General features: G+C 47.7%; 12 protein-coding genes and 1 other RNA gene. 8 read left to right on the forward strand and 5 right to left on the reverse strand.

What is annotated here, in order from left to right; translation table 11 throughout:
• Positions 1 to 252: 252 nt before the first annotated feature.
• Both H5985_RS08055 and rnpB read left to right on the forward strand, forming a co-directional pair.
• Positions 253 to 1,596, forward strand: a complete 1,344-nt coding sequence (locus H5985_RS08055; RefSeq protein WP_205050802.1) for a sodium:solute symporter family transporter — start codon at positions 253 to 255, stop codon at positions 1,594 to 1,596.
• A 9-nt stretch (positions 1,597 to 1,605) separates the two neighbouring features.
• Positions 1,606 to 1,917: RNase P RNA component class A (gene rnpB / locus H5985_RS08060), an RNA gene on the forward strand.
• A gap of 300 nt (positions 1,918 to 2,217) precedes the next feature.
• Here rnpB and feoB read toward each other — a convergent pair.
• The 3 genes from feoB to H5985_RS08075 are packed head-to-tail and all read right to left on the reverse strand — an operon-like array spanning position 2,218 to position 5,060.
• On the reverse strand, positions 2,218 to 4,578 hold the full coding sequence (feoB, locus tag H5985_RS08065) for a Fe(2+) transporter permease subunit FeoB (RefSeq protein ID WP_205050803.1): 2,361 nt from the start codon (positions 4,576 to 4,578) through the stop codon (positions 2,218 to 2,220).
• 9 nt (positions 4,579 to 4,587) lie between these two features.
• On the reverse strand, positions 4,588 to 4,818 hold the full coding sequence (locus H5985_RS08070) for a FeoA family protein (protein WP_205050804.1): 231 nt from the start codon (positions 4,816 to 4,818) through the stop codon (positions 4,588 to 4,590).
• A gap of 14 nt (positions 4,819 to 4,832) precedes the next feature.
• The gene (locus H5985_RS08075) at positions 4,833 to 5,060 is read right to left on the reverse strand and encodes a FeoA family protein (RefSeq protein WP_205050805.1); all 228 of its coding nucleotides are present in this window, start codon (positions 5,058 to 5,060) and stop codon (positions 4,833 to 4,835) included.
• A 387-nt stretch (positions 5,061 to 5,447) separates the two neighbouring features.
• Here H5985_RS08075 and H5985_RS08080 point away from each other — a divergent pair, with 387 nt between their 5' ends.
• From H5985_RS08080 to H5985_RS08105, 6 genes are all read left to right on the forward strand, one after another.
• On the forward strand, positions 5,448 to 5,594 hold the full coding sequence (locus tag H5985_RS08080) for a hypothetical protein (protein ID WP_205050806.1): 147 nt from the start codon (positions 5,448 to 5,450) through the stop codon (positions 5,592 to 5,594).
• Positions 5,590 to 6,645: a porin gene (locus H5985_RS08085; RefSeq protein ID WP_205050814.1), complete on the forward strand. Its 1,056-nt coding sequence runs from the start codon at positions 5,590 to 5,592 to the stop codon at positions 6,643 to 6,645. Before H5985_RS08080 ends, H5985_RS08085 begins: the two co-directional genes overlap by 5 nt.
• 246 nt (positions 6,646 to 6,891) lie before the next feature.
• Complete coding sequence (locus tag H5985_RS08090; protein WP_205050807.1) at positions 6,892 to 7,206, forward strand: DUF6110 family protein; 315 nt, start codon at positions 6,892 to 6,894, stop codon at positions 7,204 to 7,206.
• A 49-nt stretch (positions 7,207 to 7,255) separates the two neighbouring features.
• Positions 7,256 to 9,601, forward strand: coding sequence for a heavy metal translocating P-type ATPase (locus tag H5985_RS08095; protein WP_205050808.1), 2,346 nt, complete (start codon positions 7,256 to 7,258; stop codon positions 9,599 to 9,601).
• On the forward strand, positions 9,591 to 10,175 hold the full coding sequence (locus H5985_RS08100; RefSeq protein WP_205050809.1) for a hypothetical protein: 585 nt from the start codon (positions 9,591 to 9,593) through the stop codon (positions 10,173 to 10,175). Before H5985_RS08095 ends, H5985_RS08100 begins: the two co-directional genes overlap by 11 nt.
• Before the next feature lie 12 nt (positions 10,176 to 10,187).
• Positions 10,188 to 10,499, forward strand: coding sequence for a hypothetical protein (locus H5985_RS08105; protein ID WP_205050810.1), 312 nt, complete (start codon positions 10,188 to 10,190; stop codon positions 10,497 to 10,499).
• A 331-nt stretch (positions 10,500 to 10,830) separates the two neighbouring features.
• On the opposite strand, the gene H5985_RS08110 is transcribed toward H5985_RS08105, so the two are convergent.
• Both H5985_RS08110 and H5985_RS08115 read right to left on the reverse strand, forming a co-directional pair.
• Positions 10,831 to 12,192: a mechanosensitive ion channel family protein gene (locus tag H5985_RS08110; RefSeq protein ID WP_205050811.1), complete on the reverse strand. Its 1,362-nt coding sequence runs from the start codon at positions 12,190 to 12,192 to the stop codon at positions 10,831 to 10,833.
• A 187-nt stretch (positions 12,193 to 12,379) separates the two neighbouring features.
• Entirely contained in the window at positions 12,380 to 13,438 is a 1,059-nt protein-coding gene (locus H5985_RS08115) for a tyrosine-type recombinase/integrase (protein ID WP_205050812.1), read from the reverse strand.
• Positions 13,439 to 13,600: the final 162 nt, after the last annotated feature.

A 13,600-nucleotide genomic window follows, 5' to 3' on the forward strand; every position in this document is an offset into this window, starting at 1 on the left:
TTTAGGAAAATGCTCAATTATTTCATGTTTTGTCGGCTTTCTCCACCACAAAATGCCGAAAGATCTGCCCCGAGCCACCTTGACCGGTTCCAAATAACCGAATGCCTTGGTTGAGAGCAAGACTTTTGACGAATTTTTGCTTTGACACTGTCTGATTTTTGGGATGATAGTTGCTTGTACCGACACGATTTTGAAGAATCTTTTTCGATAGAATCAAGCATTCTCCCTTTAATCGACTGTTGAAAGAACGCAATGCTAAGTGCTTTATTGTCTTTGTACATTCTGTTGTTAATCGCTTTGAGTGTTTACCGCTCAAAAAAGGCTAAAACGGAAAATGCGGCCAGTTTTTTAACGGCCGGCGCAAGCGCCGGGACGCTTTTATGTGCTTTGTCACTTGTGAGCACCATTATCGGGGGATCGGCCACATTAGGGATCGGCACCTTGGCTCAAAAGATCGGTGCGGCCGCTTTTTGGTGGTTGGGAGTCGGGGCCATCGGTCTGTTCATACACGGTTGGTTGATCGCTCCTGTAATCCGTTCAACCGGGGCCTGTACTTTACCGGATGTGTTGGGAAGATTGGTTGGGTCAACTGCCAGACGGTGGAGTGCCTTCATTATCGTGGTCAGTTGGGTTGGGGTGGTAGCGGCTCAATTTACTGCCATGCGAACGCTTTTGGCGGATATTTTGCCTGCCTCTCAAGGTGAGATATTTTATTTGGTGCTCGCTATTGCCATTGTTTTGCATACGGCTTTGGGCGGACAAAAGGCGGTTTTGCGTACCGATGCCATGCAAACCGTGCTCTTAACCGGCGGTTTTGTCTCTGCGGCATGGTGGTGTGTGACGCGTGCGGGTATCGATTGGAAGGCAATTGATCCGGTACCTTTTAATGATTCTTTCGGAGCATGGGACTGGATTAAGCTCTCGCTTTTAGTCGGTGTGACTTATATTGTGGGGCCCGATATTTTCTCAAGAACCTTTGCAGCCTCCAGTTCCCGATCCGCGTCACAGGGCGCCTGGATGGGGGCAGTATTGCTCATGTTTTTTGCTGTGGTGATCACGCTTTTGGCAATGGGTAATTTGTCTGCATCAAACCCCTTGTCCGGATGGCTCGCCGAGAGCTCTGCAATGCCCTCGGTCATAAAAATTGCTCTGGCTTTGGGCCTTTTGAGTGCTCTGGCAGGCTCGGCCGATACGGTTTTACTGTCGGCGGCGGGAATTGTTGAAAAAGACCTTCTCAATGGAGATCAATCGATCCGATTGCGCAGACTGATTGCGCTTTTTGGTTTTGGAGCGGTTTTTCTGACCTATCAATCTTCGGACATTATCGGCTGGCTTTTATATGCTTATGCCCTTTTTGTACCGGGTGTGGCCGTGCCCTTACTGGTGGTATTGCTCAGAAAACGTTCGCTAGTCAATGCTCGCCTGTGGCTCGCCGGAGCGGTCATCGGCGGTTTGTTGGGACTGGCGGGCAACCTGACGGGATGGCCTCTGGCTATCGCAGGCGTAGCGGTTTCTGCGACATTTGCATGGGTTTCAGTCAAGTCCTCAGAAGTGCACTCTGTACTCATACCGAATGGAGAAAATTCGTTAAAATAAGTCCCTCGCAAAGTCCGCCACGACAATCGCGGGTACTTTCAGGTACACGAGGAAAGTCCGGACTCCACAGAGCACCGTAGCAGCTAACGGCTGCCTGCCGCAAGGTACGGATTAGAGCAACAGAGACGAGCCGACGTCAGGGTCGGGTGAAACGGGCAATCTCTACGGGGAGCAACATCAAATAGGCAACCGCTGATCCTGCTCGGGGAGGTTGCGGGTAGATGGCTTGAGGCAAGGCGTGAGTCTTGTCCTAGATGAATGATTGTCGGTCGAGAGGGTTTCTTCTCGAAACATAATCCGGCTTATCGGCGGGCTTTGCGCACTTCTGTTTGTCTTCCAATATCAGTCTTTTTGCCTTTAGCTAAAAACTTTTGATTTCCTATCCCGCCGCTCACATCTTTCGAGAGTAGGATTAACAGGCTAAAAACAAAATCATTACATTTCAGTTTGTTACCGTTCAACGATCTCTCGTTAGGTCGCGCGCGGGTGAAGGTGTCGGTCAATGCTTTCATCCGCGCTTTTCTTTTTTAGGAAAAAAATCCCCGAAAGGGGAAACCTTTCGGGGCAAGGTGGCGAAGTGGTGCCCAACTTCGCCTATCTCAGAGAAAGAAACAAGACTTTTTAGGCTACCGGAATAATCGGAATAATCTTGGGGCCCTTACCGGCGTCTTTCTTAGCCATGGCCTTCATCCAGCAGTACATGCCGAAAAGGATGGCCAAGGCAACAACGATGCAGACAATCGAGTAAACCGGAGCGGAGGCAAAGTTTGCGACACGGTAGAAGATTGTTGCAGCAGAATAACCGAGGGCCAGCGTCCAGGCACAGGCAAAGACTGTCCACTTGGTGCCGACTTCACGATAGATGGCAGCAACGGCTGCTACGCACGGTACGTAAAGCAGAACCATGAGGAGGTAAGCAAATACAGCCGAGCTTGATCCGAAAAGAGTCTTAATCGTGTCGATTGTGCCAAGCGAGACACCTTGCTCTTCAGCAGCAGTGGCTTGATCGGAAAGGTCACCCACATTGATGCCTAAAGGATCGGAGAAGGCACCGGCAAGGCCAGCGAAGTTTTCACCGATTGTGCCGACGGCTTCAGAGAAAGTGTCTGAAAGCGAGAAACCAGCAGCTTCTTCTTCAGCGGCGGCTTCTTCAGCGGGCGTATCACCTGCAGCGGCTTGAGCATTATTGACAGCCAAGGTGTCGTACAGGGAATTGAGCGTACCGACCACGGCTTCCTTAGCAAAGATACCGGTGAAGACACCCACGGCGGCAGGCCAGTTTTCTTCCTGGATTCCCATCGGTTCAAAGACCGGAACAATGGTCTTACCGACTTGAGAAAGGACGGATTTTTCACTGTCTTCGTTTCCGAAGGAACCGTCGGTACCCATGGAATTTAAGAAGGCCAAGCAAGCGACAATGACCACAATGACTTTACCGGCACGGAACATAAAGGTGCGGACGCGGTCCCACGTGCGCAGCATCACGCCTTTTAAGGTCGGGATGTGGTACGGGGGCATTTCCATCACGAAGGCACCGGCAGCACCGGGCAGAGCCGTGCGCTTTAAGAGAAAACCCGTGAGGATGGCCGCAGCAATACCGATGAGGTAAAGACCGAAGACCAAATTTTGACCGTTGGTGGGCCAGAAAGCGGTGGCAAAGAGGACGTACACGGGAAGTCTTGCGCCGCAGCTCATAAAGGGCGTCATCATCACGGTGATGATGCGGTCGCTTGCGCGATCCATCGTGCGCGTGGCCATAATGGCAGGCACGTTACAGCCGAAACCGACCAAAAGCGGAACGAAAGCTTTTCCGGGCAGACCCAGAGCTCGCATCAGACGGTCCATCACGAAGGCTGCGCGAGCCATGTAACCGGACTCTTCCAAAATGGCCAGGAACAGGAACATAAAGAAGACGACCGGAATGAAAGTTGAAATGGTTTGCAAACCGCCGCCGATACCGTTACTGAGAAATACCGTAAGCCACTCAGGACTGCCCCAGGAGGCAAGCAGTTGACCCAAACCGTCAACAAAAATGCCACCCACCAAAATATCGAAGAAGTCGATGAAGACTGCACCGAAATTTTGCGTAAAGAGGAAGGTTACGTACATGATCAGCAAAAAGATCGGTAACCCCATCCAACGGTTAAGAATGATGCGGTCGATACGGTCGGTGAGCGTAGCGCCCAATTCGCCTTCACGAATAATGACTTTTTCTGCAATTTGAGAGACCAGCTCGTAGCGGGAGTTGGTAATTTCGATATCGGTGTTGCCCTCAAAGTGTTTATCGGTTTGTTCGATCACCTGATGCACTTTGGCAAGATCAACGCCTTCGAATTTGTCTTCAATACCCGGGGCATGTTCGAGGAACTGAATGGCAAACCAACGTCCGTTTTCTTTCATGCCCAGTTCTGCCGAAATGGTATCGGCGGCCTTTTCAATGACCTCGTCATATCGGACACTGACATGCGTTGCAACGGGTGCATCCAGGAATTTAACCAAGGCTTTTTTCAGTTCTTCGACGCCCTTATTTCGATTGGCAACCAAACCGATGACGGGGCAGCCCAACTCTTTTTGCAAAGCGTCTAAATCGAGTTTGATTTTGTGTTGCTTGGCAATGTCGAGCATGTTGACGACCACCAGAATCGGAACATTCATTTCGATCAATTGGCTCGTCAGGTAGAGGTTGCGCTCAAGGTTGGAGGCATCGATGATGTTGACCACGACCTGGGCTTCGCCCGAGAGCAAATAGTCGCGGGCGACGACTTCGTCTTCGCCGGAAACGGATGTGGGCGTCACCGAGTAGATGCCGGGAAGGTCCACGACTTCGATGTCATGACCTTCAAAGGAAAAATTGCCCGTCTTTTTATCAACGGTTACACCGGGCCAGTTACCCACGCGTTGGCGCGAACCGGTCAAGGCATTAAATAAAGTTGTTTTACCGCAGTTGGGATTGCCGATAAGGCTGATAATGTGTTGACTCATGCTTACTCCTTAGCCGATCGGTTCAATATCGAGAATTTCAGCCTCATCTTTTCGCACGCTGATGAGGCAGCCGCGAGTGCGGATTTCAATCGGATCGCCCAACGGGGCAATGCGAACGACTTCGATCGTGCAGCCGGGGGTGACACCGAGCATCAGTAGCCGTCTGCGGTATTCGGGAGTTGAGGTGGTCATGGCTTTCACACGACCCTTTGCTCCGATTGCCATATCTTTGAGTTGCATTTCAAAATCCTTTTTTAATAGACAAAAATCTTTTGGGCCGTTTCATAGTTGACACCGATTCGGGCGTCACCGATTGCCAAGAGAAGCGGTTCATTCAATGCACGTTGTAAAACGCGCACGGTTCCGCCCTGATGCAGGCCAAGCTGTGAAAGTTTTTCTTGTTCGTTGGCTTCGAGCTTCATGCGAACGACCGTCACATCGGTCATCAGGTCAGACTCAGTCAGAGGGTGAATTCGAGACATATTTTTTTTCATGATCAAGGCATCAACGTTCGGAATTGAACGCTAGATCTAAAACGCAATCGTAATAGGAATTAATATCAATATCAAGAGGTAAATAATCATTTTTATCTAGGAAGTAAAAATATCCATTAGATGGAGAAGCTATTAAAAAATAATATAAAACAAACAGATATCAGAAAATTATGGAATCGTAAACTTTTATATTTGTGTGAAAAATGAGAATCAATATTTGGCTAATTCTTTAAGTAGAAGCCGGCAATTCAGACGAATAACTGCCGAATATAGCGGGTGAATTTCGATTATCCCTAAGCAGAATTTCGTATTGAATATGAGAAAAAAGAGGGATATAGTTCGCAATTGAAAATTATTCTCATTAAAGGAAAGAAAATGAAATTCTTCAAATATTCCTCTCTTGCGGCAGCTCTGATGTTGACAATGGGCGCTGCTCAGGCAGGCTCTGTCGAAATCTACGGTACGGTCGATACGGGCTTACTCTACACACACGAGTCATTCGATGTAAAAAAACAGCATTGACGGTAAAACGCACGAAAGCAGTGACCATTGGGGCGTCGCAAGCGGTACCAATACGGCAAGCGTAATCGGGCTTCGCGGCACTGAAAATATCTCTGATAATCTCAGTGTCGGTTTTGTATTGGAAAACAGCTTTAATTCCGATGACGGCACGTTGGCTGAAGAAGACACGCTTTTTGATAAAGAAGCTCAGTTGTTCGTTACGTCTTCTTTCGGTACGTTGGGTTTGGGCCGCATGGGGGCACTCACGGCCGGTGAAGGCACGTACGACATCTTTATGGCTAACGGTGATGCCATGGACGGAGGCTATGCCGACTATATCGGTGCAGGCTACTGGATGGATCGCGGTATCTATGACAACACGATTACTTTCCAATCGCCTGAATTTGCCGGTATCACCGCCTTTGCTCAATACTCTTTCGGTACCTCCGGTGATGACGCTTTGCCGTCGCGCGATAAAGAGCGTTATGCCGCTTTGGGTGCAACCTTTACTGCAGGCAATTTCTCTGCCGTAGCAGTGGTTGATACGGTGATGAAAAACCGTCAGACAGTTCTGGGCTATGACAAAGACATCGACGATGCCATGGCTTTTAGCGTCGGTGCCAACTACGATATGGGCTTTATGAAACCTTTCATCGGTTTCCAATACGGTCAGCACGAACAGATGATCGGCGGTGTGCCGGGAATTGAGACCGAAGAGACTGAAACGTATGTCGGAGACTTAGACGGTTATGCCGTGGCAGTGGGTTCGGCATTCCCGATCTGGGGCGGTGAACTGCAAGTGTCGGTCTATTACGCCGACGGTGACGGTAAGGCTTATTGGTACGAAAATTCAATCATGGATGGAGAATCGTCCGAAATTTCAAAAATGGATGTCAAGCGCTATGGCGTAGCCCTGTTCCACAATTACGAATTGAGTAAGCGCACAAGCCTTTACGCCGGAGTCGGTTATGACTATCAGGAATATGACGAACGAATCATGAATTCAACAGAAAAGGAACATTTTGAACAGGACAGTATCCAGGTCGGTATCGGTCTTGTCCATAACTTCTGATTTTATAAATATTCCTTTAAGCGGGAAGCCGGGGTACTTCCCGCACTGGTTTTCTTGTTCAGACTCCTGCCGGAAGAAAATTTTCGGCGGGAGTTTTTTTGAGAGGAAGTTGAAATTTTGCCTCTGCATTTTTCGCTTTTTAAAAGAAAATTTCCTTAACACAATACGCGCCATGTGAAAAAGAAAAGACTAAAATCCGTATTTGTTAAGACTGGTTCTTATTTTCAATATCATTAGGAGTAAAAAATGACAGAAACAACCAAGTACGGCCTCTTTTTCTTGGGCGGTGTTGTGGTCGGTGCTTTAGGTGCTGTGGCAATCTCTCGCGGAAAACTCGATGTCAAGCCGCTGGCTACCGATCTTTTGAGCACCGGCCTTGATCTGCGCGACAAAGTAATGGCCGGTGTTGAAGGTGTCAAAGAAGACCTCGCTGACGTGATGGCTGAAGCGGAAGTGAAATCGCAGGAACGAAAGCTTGCCAAGGAAGCTCAGGAAGCCAAGCAAGATGGTGTTGCTGCTGAGGTTGCGGTTACCGAGGAAAAGCCTCAGGTTGTTGCATAAAGCAAGGATTTCTTTTTCCCACTCGGTTACTGCTTTTTAGGCTCTTACGATGCTTTTTCGAAAAGTTCATGCGGTCGGCAATCGCTTGCGTTGGCGCACGACACAAACTGTTTCTTTAGCCAGTATGGCGCTTGTTGCCTCTGAAATAGAGTCAATCAGCGGCGTAACGGGACTTACGGCCAACGCCCGAACTGGATCGATTGTCGTCACCGTCGCAGACGAGGCAACCATAGCCAGATTGGAAGATTACTTTGATTGGCTTAAAACTCATCCGCCCATCCGGCGTCATCAAACGCCTGAAGCCATTCGGGCCCTTGAAGAGGCAAAATCACAAATCGCGCGCTCGCATGAAACGCCGCCCATCGTACGGTCATTGGTTAAAGCATCGGATCGACTCATGAGCGGTATGCCCATTGTTCGAGCCGTGAGCCGTATTCCGAGATTATTTGTTAAAAAAGCCTTTCAGTTGGAAAAAGAAGAAACAGGCTTGGATTTATCGCCTTTGGCTCGTTACGTATTTGTCCGCCCGTTATTGCCGATTGCGGTCAATACGGTCAACGCAATTCTTGGCAGTTTGCCCATTATTGCCGAAGGTCTGAAGTCTCTTTTTCAAGGTAAGCTCAATGTAAGCGTTTTGGATGCCGCAGCTCTTGTTGTTTCGCTACTTCGTCGGGACTTTAAAACCGCAGGACTTTTGGTTGTGTTGTTAGGCTTAGGTGAAATGCTTGAGTCCTACACAAGAAAAAAATCCCTCACGAGCCTGGCCGATCAATTGGCTATCAATGTCGATAGCGTCTGGGTTCGGCACGATGATGGGGAAATTCGACAAAAGCCGCTATCCGAACTTCAAGAGGGTGAAGAAGTGGTGGTGCACGCCGGCAGCGCCATTCCGGTCGACGGTATTGTTACCCGGGGCGAGGGTTCGGTTAACCAAGCTTCCATGACGGGTGAGCCTCTCGCTGTTCACCGCTATCCGGGAGCGAGTGTCTTTGCGGGAACGGTACTCGAAGAAGGTGAAATTACGGTTCGGGCGACTCATATTGGTGACGGCACGCGCTTAAGTCAAATTGTGCAGTTCATTGAAGAAAGCGAAGCGGCAAAAGCCGGTATTCAGGGAAAGGCCGAGCGTTGGGCAGATCGAATAGTCCCCTTTAATTTCCTTCTGGCTGGCCTTGTCTATCTGTTTACCCGAGACTTTAACCGTATGGCAGGCGTTCTGATGGTTGATTTCAGTTGCGCATTACGCCTGGCTACTCCGCTTGCCATTTTGACAGCCATGCGAACGGGAACTAAAGAGGGCGCGGTCATCAAAGGCGGCCGTTACTTGGAGGCTCTTTCCGAAGTTGATACCGTGGTCTTTGATAAGACCGGCACGTTAACAGCAAGTTTGCCGAAATTGTCTGATGTGGTGAGTCTTGAGCCGTCCTACTCTCGGGAGGAACTTTTGCGCCTGGCGGCATGTCTGGAGGAACATTTCCCCCATCCGGTGGGCAGAGCCATAGTGCGTGCTGCCGAACACGAAGGTCTTTGGCATGATAGTGAAGAGGAACACGCTGAAGTGCGTTACATCGTGGCTCACGGGATTTGTTCTTCCGTAGCGGGACGGCGCATAGTGCTGGGTTCACGGCACTTCATTGAAGAAGACGAAAAAATCAATGTCGATGCTTCCCACGCGGTTTGTGAAAAGTTAGCTCTTGAAGGCAAATCAATCCTTTATATGGCTGTCGGCTCCCAATTGGTCGGTGTATTGGGTATTGAAGATCCGATTCGGCCGGAATCAAAGGCAGTCATCGATGGGCTGCATCGCATGGGAATCAAACGAATTCTGATGCTTACCGGAGACGATGCACGTACCGCTCAGGCCGTAGCCAATCAGTTGGGTATCGATGAATTTCACGCAGGCATTTTGCCGGCAGACAAAGCAAGCATTATCGAGTCACTTAAAGCGCAAGGCGCGAAGGTGCTGATGGTTGGCGATGGCGTCAACGACAGCCCAGCGCTTTCTGCCAGTGACGTCGGAGTCACGCTGCGTGATGGGGCCGATATTGCTCAGGAAGTGGCCGATGTCGTCTTAACGCAAAATACGCTTACTCAATTGCCTCAAACCATTGAATTGGGTCGAGCAACCATGAGACGAATCCGCCAGAATTTCGGCGCATCGGTCGGTTTGAACGGTGTATTCTTAGCTGGAGGACTCTCCGGCACACTAACCCCTGCGTTAGGTGCCCTGCTTCATAACGGAACCACTATCGGCGTGTGTCTTAACGCAATGCGCGATCCAAGGGCCGGCTCCTTAGTCAGTTCCGGTGAAGATCTCTCTGAAGCGATCCGCACCGGACTTCGCTATGTCAGCCGAATTGTCAATATTCAGGAAGGACATCAACATGGAAGATAGCTTGCTTGTTGCTACAAAAGCAATTCGCTCATCTTTGCCCGGGCGTTTGCGCCTTCGCTTGCCGGTATTGAAGGACGTGGACTCTGAAACGGTGGAACTTGTGACAGAGTGGCTTAAAAGTCAGGCTCCGAGCACTCAAGTGACTATCAACCCGAGAGTGGGCAGTGCACTTATTACTTGGGATCCGGCGAGGGATTCATTGGATGTGCCGTCGCTTCTGACGCAGGCACAGGAATATTTGCAAAGTGCTCAGGCACTGGGACTCATTGGGACTAAAGAAAGTCTCGCCTGTTCACCGCAATTGCCTCCTGTTAGAGAATGGATTGAAAAGCTTTCGATGCAGGGTGAACAAGCGGGGAATCGTTTTCTTGACACCTTAAGTCCGTGGGTGGCAGCCGATGTGAAACAAAGGGCGAGAAAACGTCGTGTTACCCAAAACCGTTTGATGTTAGCAAGCCTCGTGGCAAGCATTGCAGTGTTGGCGGTGTCTCAATCGAAAAGCCATGTCGCTTTCGGTATCGGCTTTATTGCCCTTTTAAGCGTTCATTTGCTTCAACACAGAAAAGTGCTTTGATGGGGTGTGGTGATGCTTGAAAAACTCGGACAAACATTTCGTCGTTTTGTTTTAGTTCTGATTTTTGTGTTGGCCCTCACATTGCTTGTCAGTGCTTTGTCAATTTTGTTATCAGTGCTAACGCTTGCGGTGCTCGCCATACTTGTAGCACTGATAACTTCTCCTCAGGAAACCAAACGTTTTTTCAGCCAAGCCGGGCACTATATTGATTCGTGGGTGCAGGCCATGGTCAAACTTGTTAAAGAAAGCGGTGAGTTGGTCAAAAGCGTTTTGCAGCAAACGAAGGCTCGTTCAGAGTCGAATTCCGACAGTGAAGACCGCTAAGAAATATTATGGAAGTCTCTCATTATTGAGAGACCGGTGCAACCGCTCTGACTCAACCTTAATTTTTAATTTGCTCTTGAGCGTCAGATTGTGGATTGTGTGGGGGATGGAAATCTTTTCCGCATTGAAGCATTCGAGAATCTTTTTCTCGATACCGGGGCGCAAAACGGAAGTGTCGTCATCATGGCCTTTCCAAATAACTTAATGCAAAAAACCATAACATATTATGGAAATATGCAAACAATTCCATAATATAGTGTGGGAATTTGATGATTTCCCATGAGCTGACATCTCGCAGTCTGGACTCTGCGGTGACTTCGGCAAGTTTGTCCTAGGAGGCCGAGTCGTTAGCAGCCTTAATTTTCAATTCACCTTTGAGCGTCACGTCGCGAATCGTGTAGGGGATGGAAATCTTTTCCGCATTGAAGCGTTCGAGCACCTCTTTCATGATGCTGGAGCGCAAAACCGAAGTACCGTTTTCGGGGTCTTTTACCCAAAAACTTAACTTCAGGTTAATTCCGTCGTTACCAAAGCCGGATACCACAGCCCACGGAGTGGGGCTTTCCAAGACACGGGATTGACGTCTGGCAATTTCCACCAAAATGGCCAAGGCACGATTGACGTCGCACTCGTACCCGATACTGGTTTCAACCGTAGCGACCGAGGCACGATCCGTGAAAGTGAAGTTTTTCACATTTTGGGTGACGAAGGTTTCATTCGGAATGATCATTTCTTCGCCAGAGAAATTTCTCAAAACCGAATAACGCGTCTTAATTTGAGTGATCTTTCCGTTAAAACCCGCGACTTCAACGGTATCGCCGATTTTGACCGAATGGTCAAACAAAATGATGAAACCGGAGATGTAGTTTGAGGCAATCTTTTGAAGACCAAAGCCTAAGCCCACACCGATCGCACCGCCAAACACACTCAGAATTGTCAGATCAAGCCCCATCGTTGAGAGTGAAATCAGTACGGCCACGGCCATAAATGCAATGTGAATGAGTCTTGAGAGAACAATCTTGAGGTTGTTATCAATGTCTTTTGCCGAATTTAAGGCGCTGTCACAGAGGTTTGAGAGCCAATGCGCGAGCAAAAGCGAAACAAAAATCGTAATGGCGCCGACAATTAATGCCCAAAGCGTCAGCGAGTCCGATCCGATAGGTAGATTAATAGCCCGTAAAGCCTGAATGAACTTCGGCAAAATCCCGACGATTTCTAAAATCGCCAAAATCCAGAAAATGACGTATAGCGGCTTTTTAATTTGCTGCAGGAGACTGTCGGTGGCAACAAAAGTTGTAAAAAGCTGAATCATAAAAACCAACAAGGCCCAGGCGTAGAAAATCTGATAGCCGATGTTGATGAGATTAAAGCTTTTTTCAGCCAATAAATGCTGATCGGCAATGACTGAGGCGCCGAGTGATAAAAAAAGTGCAGCAAAAATCGAAAAGAAAAGACGCCTGGCAAGTTGTAAGCAAAAGCGGGCAATGCTGTGAGAGACATTTTCTTTTGAAAAATATTCTTCCCAGCGCCGGATTCGATGCGCTAAAAAGCGCGAGACCAAAAGCGACAGGATAATCGCACCGATGATGGCTTCGACTTGGTACCAGAAAGAACTCTGAGAGACTTCGGCAGCAACCAAGTCGGACGTCGTTTGCAGGAAATTCATAAAGCTTTGCAAGGCGGAGTTTTCCATATTTTTGTCAAGGACAAATTGATTGCCGATTCTTTAAGTCTAATGATCAGAATAAGGAATGGAGCAAGATTTATATTAGTTTTTGTTTGTAATTGAAACGGTAAAAATTAAGGGCAACAACTTTTGCTATTTTCTTGTTTAGAACTAGGAGGAAAAGGTATTTCGTTATTGCCCGAATTTTCAGTGTTCACTTCTTTTGGATTTCGCTAAAACAAAAGTCCTCCCATTCTTGTAGTAACGCTCGTCTCTGCTCAACAAATTCGCCTCTTCGATATGCTCCGTTATGACGATCGTTCGGATCTTTATGAGCTAAACATTTTTCTACTAACATCATATTTTTATCGTTTTCTTGTGCCCACGTCGTAAAAGCCGCTCTGAATCCATGAGGCACAATATCCCTGCTATTTTGGAAAGGATCAGTAAAAGTAGGTTGACCCAGACAAGCCATTTGTTTGTTTAATGAACGAATAGTTTTTCGAACAGCATTTCCCGAAATGGGAGAGGAGTTACGAGAAAAAATTTCTTTGTCAGGGTTAATTTCCTGTTCTTTGTGCAATTCTATTAGAAGAGCTAACGCTTCTTTGCTAAGGGGAACATTGTGTGGTCGATTATTCCCTTGCTTGCCTTTCATGTGAGATGCAGGAATGTTCCACTCAGATAGTTCAAAGTTAATTTCTTTCCACTTAGCCAGTCGCACAGATTGACTGCGTGAAACAGTCAAGATAGAAAACAAAAGGATTTTTTTACTAACAGAATTTGATTTGGATGATGTAAGTGAGTTTATGAAACGAGGTACCTCCCTCCAATCAATTGCAGGATAGTGGTTACGTTGAGTGTTGTGTAAACGTACGCCCAAATATGGCTCTAATAGTTCTTTGTCGGTAGGAAGTCTTTCTTTTGAATTTCTGTAATTTTTTGAATCACACCAACTTAAAAATTGATGTAAAGCTGTTAATAATTTACTTTGAGTTTGGGTTGTTTGATTGGCACAAAACTCAAGACAACTGACGATGTCGATAGTCGTGATATTTTTGGGGTGTTTGTCTCCAATAAAAGGGAATACATATTTTTCTCCTAAGGCCATACGTCTCTCTATGGCACGTTGATCTGTCCAATGTTTAATTTTTTTATAGTCCTGAAGCCATGTCATCCATAGTTCAGAAACAGTAACTCGATGAAAGGTTAATTTGAAAATAAGTCGATGAGTGATCAGTTGTGAATGAAGGTTTTTGAGAAATTTTTTCATGAAAGCTCCTTAAACAAAGAGCTTGGTTATAGAGGAAATTTATGGTGAAGTTGCTCAGTTAGGGAGCGAACCAGAGGTTGTAGAAATCGGTGAGCCTCAGAGTGAAGTGCCGTTTACTATTCCCGAGAAGTGGAAGTGGGTTCGTTTGTTGGATGTGGCGCA

The organism is Parasutterella secunda (genome assembly GCF_016901835.1).
GTDB classification, from domain to species: Bacteria; Pseudomonadota; Gammaproteobacteria; order Burkholderiales; family Burkholderiaceae_F; genus Aphodousia; species Aphodousia faecavium.